The sequence below is a fragment of the Sphingomonas sp. PEI4 genome (assembly GCF_056679955.1).
The window spans coordinates 1279200-1296808 of record NZ_CM155258.1 but is presented as its reverse complement, the minus strand read 5'-3'; the positions used below and the strand labels follow the sequence as shown (position 1 = coordinate 1296808).

The window sequence follows — 17609 nt, the reverse complement described above, 5'->3', positions numbered from 1 at the left end:
GATGACGATGTGCTGGCCGAGCCCGTCGATCACCGCCGCAGCACCAGCCCGGACAGCGGCGGCAGCATGGTCGTGTCGGCACCATCGGTCGCGAACAGCATGTCGCCGTAGGTCGCAATGCCGGTCGGCCAGCCGCGCGGTTCGTCGCCGAGGTTGAATACGCAGAGCAGCGTTTCGTTGTCGGACTCGCGCTCGAACGCGATCACCGCATCGTCGCTGTGCACGATCCGCAGGCTCCCCAGCCGCAACGCCGGATGCGCTTTCCGCGCCGCGATCAGCGTCCGCGTCCAGTGCAGCAGCGACGTCGCATCCGCTTCCTGCGCGTCGACCGCGATCGCGCGGTGATCCTCGCCGAACGGCAGCCACGGCTGGGTGCTGCCGAATCCGAGATCGGGCGCCGCGCCGATCCACGGCATGGGCGTGCGAGCGCCGTCGCGAGACAGAGTCAGTGGCCAGTTCGCGATCGCTTCCGGATCGAGCAGGTCGTCATACGCAATGTCGACTTGGGTCAACCCCAGCTCTTCGCCCTGGTACAGGAAGATATTGCCGCGCAGCGCGACGAGCAGCAGGATCTTCATCCGCGCGAACGCATCGCGCTGGTCGGGCGTCGTCCAGCGCGAGATCGCGCGTGGGGCGTCGTGGTTCTCGAACGCCCAGCTTGGCCAGCCGAGACCCGGCGTATCGGGCCAGTTGCCGACCGCATCGACGATCAATTCGGGCGTCAGCCGGTCCGCGTACAGGAAGTCGAAGCCGTAAGCGCTGTTGAGCCGACCATTGCCGCCGGTGAACAGCTTCATCTCGCGGTCGCTGTCGTCGCCGCCGACTTCGGCCACCGTGAACCCGGCGCCATATTCGTCGAGCAGCGCGCGGATACGCTCGATGAAGCCGACGATGTCCGGATGGCTCTGGTTGTGCAGCTTTAGCTGGAAATCGAACGATCGCGTCCGCGCGCGATTGGTCGCGGGCGCGGGCGGATTGTCGGTGAGCGCCGGGTCGTGCATCGCGAAGTTGATCGCATCAAGGCGGAACCCGTCGACGCCGCGATCCAGCCAGAACCGCGCGGTCGCGATCAACTCGTCCTGCACCGCGGGATTGTGGCCGTTGAGCTGCGGTTGGTCCTTCAAGAAATTGTGCATGTAATATTGCCCGCGCCTGGCATCCCAGGTCCAGGCGGGGCCGCCGAACACCGACTGCCAGTTCGACGGCGGCGTGCCGTCGGGCTTGGCATCCGCCCAGACATACCAGTCCGCCTTGTCGCCGCTGCGCGACGCACGGCTCCGGCGAAACCAGTCATGCTCCTCCGAGGTGTGCGAATAGACCTGGTCGATGATGATCTTGAGCCCGAGCGCATGCGCGCGCGCGATCAGCGCGTCGAAATCCGCAAGCGTGCCGAAGATCGGATCGACGTCGCGGTAATCCGACACGTCATAGCCAAAATCCGCCATCGGCGAGGTGAAGAACGGCGACAACCACACCGCATCCACGCCGAGGCTGGCGACATAATCGAGATGCGCGGTGATGCCCGGCAGGTCGCCGATCCCGTCGTCGTTCGAGTCCGCGAAACTACGCGGATAGATCTGGTAGATCGTCGCGCCCTTCCACCATGGGTGGTCGGCAGCGGACTCAGGCAATCGTGCAGGCATCAACGGGTCTCCGCGGCGCAGACGGCATAGCCGAACGCGGGCAGGGTTATGGTGACGCTGCCGGGAGCGGCAGCGCGGGACGCGCATTTGCCGGCAAGCGTAGCGAAGCGCGTGGAGCCGATCTCGACCTGCACTGCCTGCGTCAGCGGCTTGGCAGAGGTGTTGAAGGCCATCAGGATTTCCGCACCCGTCGTCGGATCGAAGCGCGAGACGGCAAGCAGGCCCGGCGTCTCGCTGCGGCTGCGGATGACCGTCCGGCCCCGCGTGAGAGCGGGATGCGCAACGCGGATGTTCGACAGCTCGGCGGTCTGGCGGAACAGTGGATTGGTCTCGCCGAAGCTCTCGGTCGCGGTCGTCTTGGTCGTGCCGAGCAGGCGGTTGTCGTTGTAAATCGCGACCTTCGACGCGAACATGTCCTCGCGCGCGTCCTGGTCGTTGCCGTCGCCGACGAACCCCTGTTCGTCGCCCGAGTAGATCGTCGGCACGCCGCGCAAGGTCAGTAGCATCGCGTTAGACAGCAGCACGCGCTTCAGCACGTCCTCGTCGGACGCCTGCGGGAACGCCTTCCGCACGAAGGTGGCGAAACGGCCGTCGTCGTGGTTGCCGGTGAAGGTCGGTAGGATCGCCGCCGTGTCGGCGCCCTTCGCATACAGCACGTCGCCGTCGAACAGCGCCTCGAACGCGTCGGTGCCGCGCGTGCCCGCGACCGTCTCGACCACCGCCTGGCGGAACGCAAAGTCGAGCACCGCGGGCAGCTTGTCGACGATCGTATGCTGCGCGAGCACGGCTGGGCGGACCTCGTGATCCGAGACTTCGCCGAAGATGTGGAAGTTCGGGATGCCGTTGGCCTGCGCCCGCGTCAGCATCGCCGGCACGAACTGCGCCCAGAATTCGGGGTTCACGTGGCGTGCGGTGTCGATGCGGAAGCCGTCGACCTTGAACCGGTCGATCCACGATCCGAAGATGTCGATCATCCCGCTCACGACGCGCGGGTTCTCCGTCATGATGTCGTCGAGCCCCGAGAAATCGCCCATCGTCGAGCTCTCGTTCATGAAAGTCGTGTCGCCGCGATTATGGTAATAGATCGGGTCGTTGAGCCAAGCCGGCACCTTTACCGTGCGTTCCGCGGCGGGCACGTACGGCGTGTACGCATAGGTCGTGTCGGTCAGCTTGGCGAAGTTCGCCGCGGTCCGCACGTCGTCGCCGGCGAACCCGCCATTGATCGCCTTGCCACCAACGCCGCCCCTGCGCTGGTACGGATACGCTGCGCGGTCGCGGTACGGGCAGGGCATGCCGACCGAGCATTCGCGGTACTGGATCACGTCGGCGGTGTGGTTGATGATGATGTCCATATACACCTTCATCCCGCGCGCGTGCGCCGCGTCGACAAAGGCGGTCATGTCGGCGTTGGTGCCGAGATGCGGGTCGACCTGCGTGAAGTCGGTGATCCAGTATCCGTGATAGCCCGCGGACTCGCGGCCCGGTGCGCCCTGCACCGCCTTGTTCTTGAAGATCGGCCCGAGCCAGATCGCCGTCGCGCCGAGATGCTGGATATAGTCGAGCCGCTTGGTCAGGCCCTTCAGATCGCCGCCGTGGTAGAAGCCCTTCGCGGCCGGATCATAGCCGGTCTTGAGCCGATCGCCCGCGATCCCGCCGCGATCGTTGCTCGGGTCGGCATTCTCGAACCGATCGGGCAGGACGAAATAGATCACCTCGTCCTGCGGCGCGCGCGCGCGGTAGTCGACGGGCGGTACGGCTGCCGTGCCCGACAGCGCGAGCAGGATGGCGGCGGCGATGCTCATGCGCCGAGCCCTCCCGGTGCCGCGCAATGCTGCGCGACGAACGCGGCGTGATCCTGCATCTGACCCGCCTCGCGCGCGTTCAGCTTGTCGATCGTGTCCATGAATTCCCCCAGGTCGCTGGTCGATATCGCGTCCGCCAATGGATGATGGCCCGCCGGAATGATGCCTTGCCCGGCCAGCACCTGAAGCCAGCCGACTTCGGTAAACAGCTCCTCATGCTCGCGGACGATGTGTCCGTTGCTGCGCCACAATTCGATCTTCCTGGCGAGCGTGTCGGGGACGGCCATGTCGCGGCACTGGCGCCAGAACGGCGTGTCGTCGCGCTCCGTCGCCTTGTAGTGGAGGATGATGAAGTCGCGGATGCGCTCGTATTCGAAGTCGCTCTGGCGGTTGAACTCGGTGCGATCGGCGTCGGCGATGACACGACCCGGCAAGAGCTTGAGCAGCCGCGAGATCGCCGACTGGATCAGGTGGATGCTGGTCGATTCGAGTGGTTCCATGAACCCCGCCGCCAGCCCGAGCGCGATGACGTTGCGGTTCCACATCCGCTTGCGACGACCGGTGCGGAACGCGATCGTCCGCGGATCCGCCATTGCCGGCGTGTCGAGCCCCCCGAGCAATGTCGCGGTCGCCTCGTCCTCGCTCATATGCGCGCTGGAGAAGACAACGCCGTTGCCGGTCCGGTGCTGCAACGGGATTCGCCATTGCCAGCCGGCGGCATGCGCGGTCGAGCGCGTATACGGCGTGAACGCCTCGCTCCGCGCCGACGGCACCGCGATGGCGCGGTCGCACGGCAGCCAGTGTGTCCAGTCCTCGTACCCGGTGCCGAGCGCCTCCTCGATCAACAACCCACGAAAGCCGGTGCAGTCGATATACAGGTCGGCGGCGACGGTCGTGCCGTTCTCGAGCACCAGCCCGGAGACGTCGCCGCTCTCGCCGTCGCGCGTGACGCGGACGATCTTGCCCTCGATCCGGTTGACGCCCCGTGTTTCCGAATAGCGTCGCAGGTAGCGCGCATAGAGCCCCGCATCGAAATGGTAGGCGTAGGGCATAGACGGCAGCGTGCGGGCGGTACGGGCAGGCCCTCGCTGCATCCGCTCGGCAAGCGCCGCGTGCGTGTTGAGCGAATAGGCGCCGAGATCGCCGGCGAGCCCAAGCGACCGCGCGCGCAGCCAATATTGGTGGAACGGCAGCAGGCCGACGTCGCGCCCGACATCGCCGAATGCGTGCATGTAGCGATGGCCCGGCTTGAACCAGTCGACGAACTCGATGCCGAGCTTGAACGTCCCGCCGGTGGCGCGCAGAAACGCGTCCTCGTCGAGCCCGAGCGCATCGTTGAACAGGTGGATCTGGGGGATCGTCGCCTCACCAACCCCGACCGTTCCGATTTCGTCGGACTCGATCAGGTCGATCTCGTACCCCGTCTCCAGGAACCGCGCGAAGGTGGCCGCCGCCATCCAGCCGGCGGTACCGCCACCGGCAATGACTATGCGCAAGGGTTGGTCGGCCATCGTCTGCGCTCCGTTTTCAAACCGTCGTGCTTCTCTGACGGTAGCGGATCGACCGCCGCGTTGCTGGACCGAGACATGGCCGACAACCCTCCGTCACCCCGGACCAATTCCGGGGACCACCGTTCCGCAAACCCAATGCCATCGATTTTGCGGCACCGTGGATGCCGGAACGAGCCCGGCATGACGGAGAACAGGTTGGGCTGATGCGGGGCAGACTGGATTGCCCCGCGGCCACGTCTCAACTCTTCCGTCAGAACTTGTACGTGATGCCGACATAGTAATCACGGCCATAGCGCTGGTAGTCGATCACCTGGCGCGGGTCGTCGTTCTGGTAGGTCACGAACGGCCGGTCGGTCAGGTTCTTCGCCTGTGCCAGGATCGCGAAGTTGCGAAGCGGCCCCGACTGGAACTCATAGCCGATCTGCGCATCCAGGATCGCCTCGGCCTTGGCGGTGCGATAGGTCGGGTTGGCCGACAGACCGGCCACTTCGGCGAGGAAGCTGGAGCGGTAGCGATAGTTGGCGCGCGCCTGGAAGCCCCATTTCTCGAAATAGATCGTGCCGCTGCCGGTCCACTTCGACAGGCCGGGCAGGGTGATCGCCTCGGTCGGGTTGCTGCCGTATTTGATCGTCGACTGCGTGTAGTTGCCGCTCGCGAACATGCCGAACCCGTCGAGCGCGGACGTGATCGCCCTGAACGGCAGCGACAGGGTCGCCTCGACGCCGAGCACTTCGCCGCGCCCGGTATTGTCGGGCGTCGAGATGTTGCCGATCGTCTGGCCCGCCGCGATCACCTGCGCCTGCTGCGCCGCGGTCAGCGCCGGCAACAGCGCCGAGAAGTCGTACGGCAGCGAATTGTTCGGATCGACGAAGTCGGTGAGGTGCTTGAAATAGCTCGACAGCGCGACATAGCCGCCACCGCTGAAATACTTCTCGAACGACAGGTCGATGTTGGTCGACTGGTACGGCTTCAGATTGACGTTGCCGCCGGTCGAGGTGAACACCGGGAACAGGCCGGCGGGCGTCTGGCCGATATTGGTCAGGTTGATCGCCACGTCCTGCGTGACGCGCTCCTGGTCGAGGCGCGGACGGACCATCGTCCGCGATGCGCCGACCTTGACGAAGCCCAGCGGGATCAACTCGACCGACATCGTCGCCGACGGCAGGAAGTTGGTGTATTTCACCGATTCCTTCACCGGTGCGATCGTCACCGCGCCGCCGACGACGCTGGCGATCTGTCCGGTCGAGCTCTGGTCCGAATGCACGACCTGCGCACCGATCGAGCCCTTGAGCGGCTTGTCGCCGACCAGCCCGTCGATCGTGACCTTGGCATAGCCGGTCCACACCTTTTCGAGCACGACATTGTCGCGCACCAGCGCGGACGGCCGGCCGTCGAACGCCGACTGCAGCGTGTTGTTGTAGAGATACAGCGGGTCGAGCGTCAGCATCTGCGGGATGCCGAGATAATCGAGCGCGACGTTGGTCCCGAGCAGTGCCTCGGTTGGCACGGTGCTGCTGAGCGGCGAGCCGCTCGCCACGGTGCAGTTCACGCCGCCGCCCGGCGGGCACAGGAAATAGGAGGTGTAGGCGCTGGTCTTCTTGCGCTGGCTGTAATTGCCGCCGGCTTCCCAGCCCTTGACGACGCTGTTCGAGAACTCGCCGTTGAGGCTCGCGCGCAGCGACTTCAGATCGTCCTTGAAGCTCGGGCGGTTGAGGAAGCCCGTCTGGACGACCTGCTGCGTGCCGTTGTTGCCCCACCCTTGCGGATCGGTCAGCTTGAAGACGTTGGTGTCGGTGTAATCCAGCGTCGGCGAGAAGGTGTAGGTGCCGTTGCCGTTCTGCTTGACCGTGACGGTGTCGGCCGCGCCGCTCTTGGCGAAGCCGGTGCCGGTGTTGGTTTCCAGCAGGAAGTCGGTGCGATCCGCATGGCTCCAGCTCGCGTCGACGTTCAGGTGGATCGTGTCGGTCAGCTTGAGATCGTTGTTCCAGCCGAACGAGTAATTGTCCGCCTTGCGCTGGTTATAATCGTTGCGCTGCACGCCGAAGACGTTGCCGAACGTCGCGTCGGTGACGAAACCGTCGCTGCTCGTCACGCCCGAAACCGTCGTGCCGCCGACCGTACCGGCGCTGGCCAACTGCCCGGCGAGCGGGAATTCGATACCGCGCAGGATCTGCGTTTCTTCGAAATGCGAATACAGCGCATCGAACGTCGAATGGAAGCTGTCGGACGGCTGCCACTCGATCGTCGCGACGCCGCCGTAGCGCTTCAGTTCGTTCGACTGGACATAGGGCTTGGCGCCGTTGACGAGGAACGGATCGGCCGTGGTGCCGGTGCCGCTATAGCCCCAGGCGTTGTAGCGCTCGTTCTGCGACGGCGTCTGCGTCGCCGACACGCCGATCGCGATGCCGAGCGTGTCGTTGGCGAACTTGTCGACATAGGTCGCCGACGCGCGATAGCCGTAGCGCGTGCCGTCCGGGTTGAGCTTGTCGATGCCGTTCATCTGGCCGCGCGCGCTGATCGCGACGATCCGATTGGGCTGGTCGAGCGGACGCAGCATCCGCAGGTCGACCGTGCCGGCGATCCCGGCGGCGATCAGCGAGGCGTCGGCCGACTTGTAGACGTTGACGGTCTTGAAGAATTCCGAAGGATATTGATCGAACTCGACGCCGCGATTGTCACCGGTCGTGACCTGTTCGCGGCCGTTGAGCAGCGTGGTCGAGAAGTCGGGGCCGAGGCCGCGGATCGACAGGCGCTGGTCGCGGCCTTCGAGACGCTGTGCGGTGACGCCGGGGAGGCGGGCGAGCGAGTCCGCGATCGATACATCGGGCAGCTTGCCGACGTCTTCGGCCGAGATCGAGTCGACGATCAGCACCGACTGGCGCTTGATCTTGGCGGAAGATTCCAGGCCGGCGCGGATGCCGGTGACGACGATATCGGCACCGCCCGCGGCGTCGTCCTGCGGTGCGGCCGGCGCGACATCGGCAGGCTGCGGCGTCGGTTCTGCGACGGTCGGGACTGCATCGACTTGCGCAGGGGCCGTCGAATTGGCGTTGGGCGTACTGGGCGTCGCTTGCGCAAGCGCAGCTTGACCGGGCAGCATCAGAGCAGCGGCGAGCGCGGTGGCGCTGACCTGAAGCGCGAGGCGGCTATGCGCGGAAATGCCGAACGCCGCGCCTGCGCGCAACGGAATAGACTGGCTCATGAAATTCCCTTCAGGCGAGACTAATCCCGCGCATCCTCGATTGCTTTTTTTGGTATCCCCGACGTCGTGACGACGCGTCGGGTGTCGCACTGCCGCTATATTTCGGGCGAGGTCGTTGCAAAAGAGACGGGCATACGTATTCACTGCTTCATGCAGGCCGTGTCTCTTCCGGACCATTCTCGTTGGCAAAGGGGCTGGTGATGAGTCGCCGCCCGACATCGTTCGATATCGCGCAACTGGCTGGCGTGTCGCAGCCGACGGTGTCGCGTGCGCTGCGCGGATCAAAATCGGTCAATCCGCAGACCCGCCAGCGGATCGAGGCGATCGCGCAAAGCCTGCACTATGCCGTCGACAAACATGCGTCGTCGCTGCGCAGCCAATCGGCGAACACGCTGGCGCTGCTGTTCTTCGAGGAGCCCGCCGAAGACGATTCCACCATCAACCCGTTCTTCCTGTCGATGCTCGGCTCGATCACGCATGCCTGCGCACGCGCCGGGTACGATCTGCTGATCTCGTTCCAGCAATTGTCCGGCGACTGGCACGTCGATTACCAGGACAGCCGCAAGGCCGATGGCATCATCCTGCTCGGCTATGGCGACTACGAGGCCTATCGTGCGCGCCTCGATCACCTGACCGAACAGGGGACCAAGGTGGTTCGCTGGGGCGCGGTCGGCACCGGGCCCGCGGGGATCACGGTCGGCTCGGACAATCGCGGCGGGGGCGAGACGGCGACCGCGCACCTGATCGCGCGCGGGCGCCGCAGGATCGCGTTCCTGGGCACGGCCGACGGACGGTATCCCGAAATCGAGGACCGCTACCGCGGATATCGCGACGCGCTGGAGGCGGCTGGGTTCGCGGTGGACGATGCGCTGCAGGTCGATGCGATCACCACCGAGGATGCCGGGCAGGACGCGGTCGCCGAACTCGCGCGGCGCGGTGCCGAGTATGACGCGATCTTCGCCGCCAGCGACAGCATCGCGATCGGCGCGATGCGCGCACTCGCGGCGGCGGGGCGAGCGATCCCGGATGACGTCGCGATCGTCGGCTTCGACGACATCGCGTCCGCGCAACTCACCAACCCGCCGCTGACGACCGTCACGCAGGATGCGCGCCGGGCGGGGGAGGCGCTGGTGCGGACGCTGCTGGCGAGACTGCGCGGCGAAGTTTCTGAAGACGCCCCCCTGCCAACCCGACTGGTGATCCGCGCGAGCAGCGGGGCGTAGTGCAACAACGATCCTCCCCCGCCAGGGGGAGGTGGCAGGCGTCAGCCTGACGGAGGGGGCGGCATGAGCAACCACTGTTGCGTAACCTCCCCCTCCGTCACCTTCGGCGCCACCTCCCCCTGGCGGGGGAGGATCGAATGGCCCCGCGGAATGAGCAGGCGCGCTCAGTCGTCGAACAGGAAGAGATTCAGCGTCAGCCGCCCCGCCAAGGGGGCCGAACTCAGCATCACCTCAGGCGGCAGATACGCACAGTGCAGCGTATTCCCCGCATAGACGAGCGCCCGGTTGAAGCGCGCCGGCTGGACCCCGACACACTCATACAACGCCGTGTCGCCGGCAATGTAGGACGCTTCCGGCACCCCAAACTTCTGAACGCCCGCTTCCAACGCCGTCTTGAACCGATCGAGCCGCGACGCATCGACGCTCTCGAACCCGGTCGACCGCTGCCGGTAAAAGGCAGTGCCGCCTTGCTCGTCATGCCCCAGGAACAGCAACACCGCGATCCGCTGCGGCTCCACGCCATCGAAATGCGGCAGCCGCTGGATCGGCGCCAGATCGGCAGGCGCCGTGGTAACAAGCGAATAATACGCCTCCGACACCGCCGGCGCCGGATCGAGATCGAAATGCTCCGCCAGCAACGGCGCGATCCGGCGGCGCATCGTCTCTGCCAGGCGAGGTGGTACCTCGGCACGGACACCGGGATAATGCGGGCCGATCGCGGTCATCCGCAAACTTGCCGCATCCTCGCGCAGCGCGTCCGGATCGGGCCAGAAATCGTCGATCGCGACCAGCGGACGCTGCTCCCGGCCCTGGAGATGCAGCGTGGTTTTCGGCGTGTCGGTCATTCCGGCCTTCATGCCGCGCGGGTGCGCGACAGGGCAAGGTATTCGTATGCATGGTTGTTTCGACAGCCGCTTGGCGTCAAGCCGCACCCACAGGATCGTCGTGCAGACAAGCGACGGCCGACAGGAGAGCCGCGTTTTGACCGAGAAACCAGTCCAGGGCTTTGCCGGCCTGTGGAATATCAGCTTCGGCTTTTTCGGCATCCAGATCGGCTTCGCGCTGCAGAACGCCAATATGAGCCGGATCTTCCAGACGCTCGGCGGATCGCTCGACGACCTCTCCTATCTATGGGTCGCCGCACCGCTGACCGGGCTGCTCGTCCAGCCGATCATCGGTCATTACAGCGATCGCACCTGGACGCGCTTCGGCCGCCGCCGCCCCTATTTCTTCGCCGGTGCCGTACTCGCCGCGCTCGCGCTGTTCGTGATGCCCGAGGCCAGGATGCTGTGGCTCGCCGCGCTGACATTGTGGGTGCTCGATGCCTCGGTCAACGTCTCGATGGAGCCGTTCCGCGCGTTCGTCGGCGACATGTTGCGGAAAGATCAGCACACCGCCGGCTATGCGCTCCAGACCGCGTTCATCGGCGCCGGCGCGGTCGTCGGCTCGATCTTTCCGTTCGTGCTCGCGCATCTCGGCGTGTCGGGCGATGCGCTGGCGGGCGTGCCCGACACGGTGCGCTACAGCTTCTGGTTCGGCGGCGCGGCACTGCTGCTCGCAGTCCTGTGGACGGTCGGCAACACGCGCGAATACAGCCCCGCGGAGATGGCGTCGTTCGCCGAGCGCGACGCGGGTGAGGCACTGCCCGCACCGGTCCGCGCGCTCGCCAGTCGCGGCTTCGCAACCAGCATTGCCTGGATCGTCGCCGGCATAGCGGTGATCGTCGCGGTCCCCGAACTCGCGTTGCAGAAGGAAGTGTACCTGCTCGGCGGGCTACTCGTCGCGTTCGGCGTCGCCAGCCTCGTCGCCATCGTGCTCGCGCGCGGCGGCAATACCGACAACGCGCTGAGCCAGATCGTCGGCGATTTCGGCGACATGCCCGACGTGATGAAACGTCTCGCGCTCGTCCAGTTCTTCAGCTGGTCGGCGCTGTTCATCATGTGGATTTTCAGCACACCCGTTGTCGCGCAATATATGTACGGATCGAGCGACGCGACGAGTGCCGCATACAATGCCGGCAGCGACTGGGTCGGCGTGCTGTTCGCGGTCTACAACGCGGTCGCGGCGCTGGTCGCCTTGCTGATACTGCCCCGGCTGGCGAAGCGGATCGGCCGCGTTAAGACCCACATCGCGTGCCTTCTCTGCGGCGCGGCGGGCTTCGCGAGCTTTCTGGTAGTGCGCGACCCGACGCTGCTGATCGTCAGCGAAGTCGGCATCGGCATCGCCTGGGCGTCGATCCTCGCCATGCCCTATGCGATCCTCGCGTCCAGCCTGCCCCAAACCAAGCTCGGCATCTACATGGGCCTGTTCAACATCTTCATCGTCCTCCCGCAGTTGCTGGTCGCGACGCTGATGGGCTCTGTGCTGAAGGCGTTCTTCCCGACCGAACCGATCTGGACAATGGCGTTCGCGGCGGTCGTGTTGACCTTGGCAGCGCTGGCGATGCTGCGGGTCCCTGAAATTACGTCTGAATGACTGAAACGCGCTGAGGCGAGTGCAACGCTATGCCGCCGCTATGCGATCTGCGTCGATCGATCTCGAAACGCTATGTCGCCCGCCGCAAGTTCAGGGGGCGGGCATGACGCTCGTGATGCGAAAGGCACTTGGGCGAAATGTCGTCTGAAACCATATCGGAGCCCGATCCTACCGGGCTCGTCATTTATGTTGGCCAGGACCGGGCGGGCCACTGGCTGGTACAGGACAGCCGGCGTACCCTGGAGGGCCGGTTCATCTCCTACGGTGCCGCCATGAGCTACGCACAGGCCGAGCGGGACATCTACCATGCCAGCATAGAGATCGCCGACGTGCCGCTCACGCCGCTCGTCTCCTTTGCTCCCGTCGGTCGCGACGAGCGCGCGCTGCCGCGTGCGGCATGAGGGAGGAACAGCGATGAACGTTCATGCTCTACCCGTCCGGTCGTGCGCAATCGTGGGCGCGATTGAGCCGCCCGGTCCGTCGCGGCTCGCGAAGGTGGTTGCCCATGATCTGCGCTGGCCGCGGATCCAGGCTGCCTTGTCCGCCTTGCGGACAAGCGGCCGGTACGCGGTGCGGATCGTCGATGCCGATTGTGGTGCCGGGGCGCTCCTGCTGCATGCTGTGCGGGAGGCGAGGCGGCTTGGCTTCACCGCGATCGAAGGACATGGGATCGATCGATCGCCGCTGTCGATCGGTCGCGCACGGGCCGCGGCGAACCGCGCCGCCGATCCGGCGATCGGCATGGACTTCGAGGTGGCGGATCCGGTCGTCGCGTTGCGCGCGGAGCATGACCTGCCTGCCGACATCGTGATCTGCCACGACCTCGCACGGTATCAGCGTCCGGAAGCGGCGCTTGCGCTGCGCAACGCCGGGCGGATCGTCATCGACGACGATGCCGGCTCACATGGTGGAAGGATCGCAGCATGACGAAGCGGGATATCGTCTGGCGTGGGATCGGCCTGATGCTGGCCGTCGGTGCCTGCGTTTCCGCGGCGGCGACGAACGGGTCGGCGCTCGGCATGCTCCTGTTTCCGATCGCGCTGCTCGGCCTGACGCTGATGATCAACGGGAAGCGTGTCGTGGTGGCGCTGCGGGCCGAACGTCGTGGACACGGCCATACCGCAGAAGCGATCCACGCCGTACGGCGCCGTCGCACCCGCCCACGGTCCGATCCGCCGCATTCCTCATGGCAGGACACCGAACACTCATGACCTATTTCGATCCGCGGGACGGCGTCCTGTGCGCCGAGGGCGTGCCGCTGCCCGTCATCGCCGAAGCGGTGGGGACGCCGGTCCACGTCTATTCCGCCGCCGCGCTTCGCGATGCGGCGCACCGGTTCAAATCGGCGCTGTCGATCTTGCCGCGGGTACGCGTCGCGTTTGCCGTCAAGGCGAACCCGAACGGCGCGGTGTTACACCTGCTGGCCGGGTGCGGCTTCGGCGCCGACATCGTTTCGGGCGGGGAGATGCGGCGCGCGCTCGACGCGGGGATCGCGGCGTCGGACATCGTCTTTTCGGGTGTCGGCAAGAGCGACCGCGAACTCGCCGACGCGCTGGCGGCTGGTGTCGGGCAGTTCAATATTGAACTGGAGGAGGAGGGCGAAGTGCTCGCCGCGCTGGCCCATGCGCGGGGCAGGCGCGCTACCGCGGTGCTACGCGTCAATCCCGACGTCGATGGCGGCACGCATGCCAAGATCTCGACGGGACGGCGTGGAAACAAGTTCGGCGTGGCGATCGCCGACGTCCCTGCAATGTACGATAGCCTGTCCAGGCTCGACGGTCTCGATCTGGTCGGCGTGGCGTTGCATATCGGCAGCCAGCTGCGCGATCTCGCGCCGCTGGAAGATGCCTATGATCGGATTGGTCGGCTCGTGACGGACCTGCGCGCGCGTGGGCACGTCGTCAGCCGCGTCGATCTCGGCGGCGGCCTCGGCATACCCTATCGCGCTGACGACGTTGTCCCGACGCTGGACGCCTATGCGAAGATGGTCGCGAGGGTCACTCGCACCTGGAACGTCGAACTGACGTTCGAGCCGGGCCGGGTGATCGCGGGGCTCGCCGGTGTGCTGATGACCCGGGTGATCTGGGTGAAACCCGGTGCGGACCATCCGTTCGTCATCGTCGATGCCGCCATGAACGACCTGGCGCGACCGGCGCTGTACGATGCCTTCCACCGGTTCGAAGCGGTAGCGCCGGACGGCGAGCGCATGCTCGCCAACATCGCCGGCCCGGTCTGCGAGAGTGGGGACGTGTTCGCGGTTGGTCGCGATATCGATCGTGTGCGGCGCGGCGATCTGGCCGTGCTGCACGCGACCGGCGCGTACGGCGCGGCGATGGCGTCAACCTATAACTGCCGCGCGCTCAGCCCGCAGGTGCTGGTCGATGGCGATCGATTCGAGATCGTAGCCGACCGCTATCTGCCCGATGAGTTCGCGGCATAGACACGGCGCTTAGACGGCTCGGCCCGCACTGATCGGACGGTGTGAACCAATGTCCGGGATGCGGGCAGGGGGTCCTCAACGTCCATAACTGGAACAGCTCGTCAATTGGATCTTGGACGGCTCGGCCAAATCATTGAGCGCATTCAGCGTTACGTCAACTATCGAAACGGTCGAAAAAACGCCCGCATTTCAGCCGCGAGCAGGTCCGGTTTCTCCAGCGCGGCGAAATGCCCGCCGGCCGGCAATTCGGTCCAGCGTTGCACGTCGAAGACTCGCTCCACCCAAGACCGCGGTGGCATGGCGATCTCGCGCGGAAACACCGATACGCCAAGCGGTGGTTTGACGCGCTCACCCTGTTCGAACGCGAGCGGTCGCAACCGGTTTTCTTTGTAGAGCCTGAGCGATCCAGCGAGGGAGTCGCCGAACCAATACAGCGAAACATCGGTCAGCAGGTCATCGAGCGGGATCACGCTTTCGAGGTCCCCGTCGCAGTCGGTCCAGGACCTGAACTTCTCCGTCATCCAGGCCGCGAGCCCGATGGGGGAATCCGTGAGCGAGAACGACAGCGTCTGGGGTTTCGTGCCTTGGAGGGCCGCATAGGCTCCCTCCTGCGCAGACCATTGCGCGACGTGATCGAGAAACGCCTGTTCCTGGCCTGTGACCGGCGCGGCGTCGGCACCTGCCGGAGGTCGGTAACTGCCCGGGATGAAGTTCAGATGGATGCCGCGGATGATGTCGGGGAACAGCCGTGCCAGCCAAACGGATACCCCTGCGCCGATGTCGCCGCCCTGCGCGGCGAAGCTGTGGTAGCCGAGTTCGGCCATGAGCTTGCGCCACAGCACCGCGATCTCCCGCGAACTGATGCCGCCTTTCGTCGGCGCGGGCGAGAAGCCGTAGCCGGGCAGCGATGGCACGACGACGTGGAAGGCATCGGCGGGATCGCCGCCGTGTGCGCCCGGATCGGCGAGTAGCGGGATCAACTGTTCCATCTCGACGAACGACCCCGGCCAGCCATGCGTGATGACGATGGGAATCGGGCTGGGGCCAACGCCACGTCGATGTACGAAGTGGATGTCCTGATCGCTGATCGTAGCCATGAACTGCGGCAGCTGGTTTAGCCGTCGTTCCTGCAGTCGCCAGTCGAACCGGTTCAGCCAATGGTCAGCGAGGCGGCGCATGAAGGAGAGGCTTGCGCCATCGTCCCAGCTTTCATCGTCGATCGAGCGCGGCCAGCGTATCGCGGAGAGCCGGTTCCGCAGGTCTCCGATCGCAGCGTCCGGCACGTCTATCGTAAATGGAACGGGCGGCATCACTGTCTCCAAGCTTTGATCGCCTGTATCTCGACCATGATTGTTGTTCGACTGCCGCTCGCAGCTTCCGCCACCTTACCAGATGAGTCGAGCGATCGGGTGCGCGGAACGAGTGGCTGACATCGAACCATGCTTGCGCTGCACGTCCTTGGTTCCCGCAACGCGAAGTCGCCGCTAGCCACCGTAGCGCTCGGTTTTGATGATGGAGGCGTCCAGACCGGCCTGCAGCGCGCCCTCGGTCGCGATGTTGACGAAACCGTTGGATCCGCAAACGAAGACTTGTGCGGGCTTTCGGTGAAGCCGGGCCACGACGTCCTGGACCATCACGCTGTCGATCCGTCGTCCGAAATCTGATGGCCGGATCGGTGCTTCGCGCGTGATCGCCAACGCCAGGACGAATGCCGCGTCGCTGATCTCGATGGCATGAAGTTCTTCCGAAAAGAGAACGTCTTCAGCGGTCCGTGCGGACAGGAGCAGCGCCGTCGGCACGGCCGGGGACAGCGTGCGGCGGTGCCGGATCATCGCCATCAACGGCACGACGCCGGAGCCTGCCCCGATCAACAACACTGCGTCCACCGCAGGGTCCGGCCATAGGAAATGGCCGCCGAGCGGACCACGAAGCTCGATTTCGTCGCCGATCGCCGCGACATCGTGAAAGAACGACGAGACTTCGCCATCCGCCAAGCGCTCGATCGCAAGCTCGATGGTTGGGGACGAGGTTGCCGCCGAGGCGATCGAGTAGCTGCGCATCGCGCTGTAGCCATCGGGCGCGGTCAGCCGGACATCGACGTGCTGACCAGCGATGTACGCGAACGGTTTGCTCAAGCGCAGGAAGACGCTCTTGATGCTCGGTGTCTGCTGGACGATATCCTCGATCACGCACGACTGCCACGACACGGTTTGCGCGCCGCCCTCAATCATTGGTGTATCGCTGCTCACGCCACGGATCGCCGTAGATATGGTAGCCGTGCCCCTCCCAGAATCCCGCCTCGTCACGCGTCGTGAATTGCAGCGCATTCACCCATTTGGCGGACTTCCAAAAGTAGAGATGCGGAACCAGAAGGCGCGCAGGTCCTCCGTGATCGCGCGAAAGCGGCTTGCCCGCATAGGTGAGGGCGACCATCGCCTTCCCGGAGAGAAGGTCCGCAAGCGGCACGTTCGTCGAGTATTTATCGTAGCAGTGCGCCAACACGAAATCGGTGGGCCGATCGAGCCCTGCATCTGCAAGGATGTCTTCGATGAGTACGCCCTCCCAGCTGGTATCCAGCTTGGACCATGAGGTGACGCAGTGGATGTCCCGAGTCACATTCGTCTTCGGCAGCGCGTTGAATTCGGTCCAATTCCAGACTTTGACGGGCTTCGGACCGATCTTGACCGTGAATTTCCAATCGGACGGTTCCACGTGCGGCGTGGGACCGGCAGACAGGACGGGGAAATCCTCCACGAGATGCTGGCCCGGCGGAATCCGGTTCGACTGGTCGCCGCCCGCGCCGCGGCCGGTAAATCCTCTGGTGACCATTGCGAATCCCCTTGCTTGTTAAGACACACCGGAACCGGCTTCACTTTAGAACCTCGTGCAAGATCCTTGCGCGCGCAACCGCCGAGCGGGACCGGCTGACTGAAAATCGAACCACCGGATGCTCTGTCAGAACAGCTATGATCTGGTTCACTCCGAGGCGCCATGGTTGCACATGGTTATAGCGTCAGGCCAGTCTGATTTTCCAATGCCTTGTCGCTATAGTTTCTATAGCTTTGCAATAACGTAGCTGAATAATTTCGTCGTTCCCAGCTCATCGAACGTTTCGTGGAAACGAGTAGGCGGCATTCTCAATTCTTCGGCTGGTTTACCTCCGAAGTAAATAAGTGCGCCCTGGGGTATAAGGTATGGAAACTATGTTCAGCAGCTATTGGAATTGCACCGAGCATACATTCATAGTCTGGCGGACGAAAACCCTGAACCGCAAGTGTAATTCTTAAAAAGTGTCGATTTGATCGATCAACAC

The 17609-nt window shown here is 65.0% G+C and carries 14 protein-coding genes; 6 read left to right on the top strand and 8 right to left on the bottom strand.

The features are described from left to right. Positions 1–29: 29 nt before the first annotated feature. The 4 genes from AC1MLZ_RS05805 to AC1MLZ_RS05790 form a co-directional block, all read right to left on the bottom strand. Positions 30–1643, bottom strand: a complete 1614-nt coding sequence (locus AC1MLZ_RS05805) for an alpha-amylase family glycosyl hydrolase (RefSeq protein ID WP_480960805.1) — start codon at positions 1641–1643, stop codon at positions 30–32. Next, entirely contained in the window at positions 1643–3445 is a 1803-nt protein-coding gene (locus tag AC1MLZ_RS05800; protein ID WP_480960804.1) for an alpha-amylase family glycosyl hydrolase, read from the bottom strand. Before AC1MLZ_RS05800 ends, AC1MLZ_RS05805 begins: the two co-directional genes overlap by 1 nt. Next, positions 3442–4956: a tryptophan halogenase family protein gene (locus tag AC1MLZ_RS05795; RefSeq protein ID WP_480960803.1), complete on the bottom strand. Its 1515-nt coding sequence runs from the start codon at positions 4954–4956 to the stop codon at positions 3442–3444. The genes AC1MLZ_RS05800 and AC1MLZ_RS05795 overlap by 4 nt, the downstream gene beginning before the upstream one ends. 250 nt (positions 4957–5206) lie before the next feature. Continuing rightward, positions 5207–8158, bottom strand: a complete 2952-nt coding sequence (locus tag AC1MLZ_RS05790) for a TonB-dependent receptor (RefSeq protein WP_480960802.1) — start codon at positions 8156–8158, stop codon at positions 5207–5209. Between the two features lie 200 nt (positions 8159–8358). Between AC1MLZ_RS05790 and AC1MLZ_RS05785 the strand changes: the two genes are divergently transcribed. Further along, entirely contained in the window at positions 8359–9381 is a 1023-nt protein-coding gene (locus AC1MLZ_RS05785) for a LacI family DNA-binding transcriptional regulator (protein WP_480960801.1), read from the top strand. A 164-nt stretch (positions 9382–9545) separates the two neighbouring features. Here the strand turns inward: AC1MLZ_RS05785 and AC1MLZ_RS05780 are convergent, their stop codons facing one another. Continuing rightward, the gene (locus tag AC1MLZ_RS05780; protein WP_480960800.1) at positions 9546–10238 is read right to left on the bottom strand and encodes a DUF6445 family protein; all 693 of its coding nucleotides are present in this window, start codon (positions 10236–10238) and stop codon (positions 9546–9548) included. 124 nt (positions 10239–10362) lie between these two features. On the opposite strand from AC1MLZ_RS05780, the gene AC1MLZ_RS05775 reads away from it, so the two are divergent. The 5 genes from AC1MLZ_RS05775 (at position 10363) to lysA (ending at position 14296) form a co-directional block, all read left to right on the top strand. Continuing rightward, a complete protein-coding gene (locus AC1MLZ_RS05775) occupies positions 10363–11856 on the top strand; it encodes an MFS transporter (protein WP_480960799.1) in 1494 nt (497 codons plus the stop codon). A gap of 137 nt (positions 11857–11993) precedes the next feature. Continuing rightward, positions 11994–12257, top strand: a complete 264-nt coding sequence (locus tag AC1MLZ_RS05770) for a hypothetical protein (RefSeq protein ID WP_480960798.1) — start codon at positions 11994–11996, stop codon at positions 12255–12257. Between the two features lie 13 nt (positions 12258–12270). Then, the gene (locus AC1MLZ_RS05765; RefSeq protein ID WP_480960797.1) at positions 12271–12783 is read left to right on the top strand and encodes a class I SAM-dependent methyltransferase; all 513 of its coding nucleotides are present in this window, start codon (positions 12271–12273) and stop codon (positions 12781–12783) included. Next, a complete protein-coding gene (locus AC1MLZ_RS05760) occupies positions 12780–13067 on the top strand; it encodes a hypothetical protein (protein WP_480960796.1) in 288 nt (95 codons plus the stop codon). The genes AC1MLZ_RS05765 and AC1MLZ_RS05760 overlap by 4 nt, the downstream gene beginning before the upstream one ends. Next, positions 13064–14296 (top strand): diaminopimelate decarboxylase, encoded by a 1233-nt coding sequence (lysA, locus tag AC1MLZ_RS05755; protein WP_480960795.1) that lies wholly within the window; start codon positions 13064–13066, stop codon positions 14294–14296. The genes AC1MLZ_RS05760 and lysA overlap by 4 nt, the downstream gene beginning before the upstream one ends. Positions 14297–14454: 158 nt before the next feature. Here the strand turns inward: lysA and AC1MLZ_RS05750 are convergent, their stop codons facing one another. The 3 genes from AC1MLZ_RS05750 to AC1MLZ_RS05740 all read right to left on the bottom strand — a co-directional run bounded on the left by AC1MLZ_RS05750 (position 14455) and on the right by AC1MLZ_RS05740 (position 17125). Then, positions 14455–15606, bottom strand: a complete 1152-nt coding sequence (locus AC1MLZ_RS05750) for an epoxide hydrolase family protein (protein WP_480960794.1) — start codon at positions 15604–15606, stop codon at positions 14455–14457. Positions 15607–15780: 174 nt separating this feature from the next. Continuing rightward, entirely contained in the window at positions 15781–16527 is a 747-nt protein-coding gene (locus AC1MLZ_RS05745; protein WP_480960793.1) for a ferredoxin reductase, read from the bottom strand. Further along, positions 16520–17125, bottom strand: coding sequence for a sulfite oxidase-like oxidoreductase (locus AC1MLZ_RS05740; RefSeq protein WP_480960792.1), 606 nt, complete (start codon positions 17123–17125; stop codon positions 16520–16522). Before AC1MLZ_RS05740 ends, AC1MLZ_RS05745 begins: the two co-directional genes overlap by 8 nt. Positions 17126–17609: the final 484 nt, after the last annotated feature.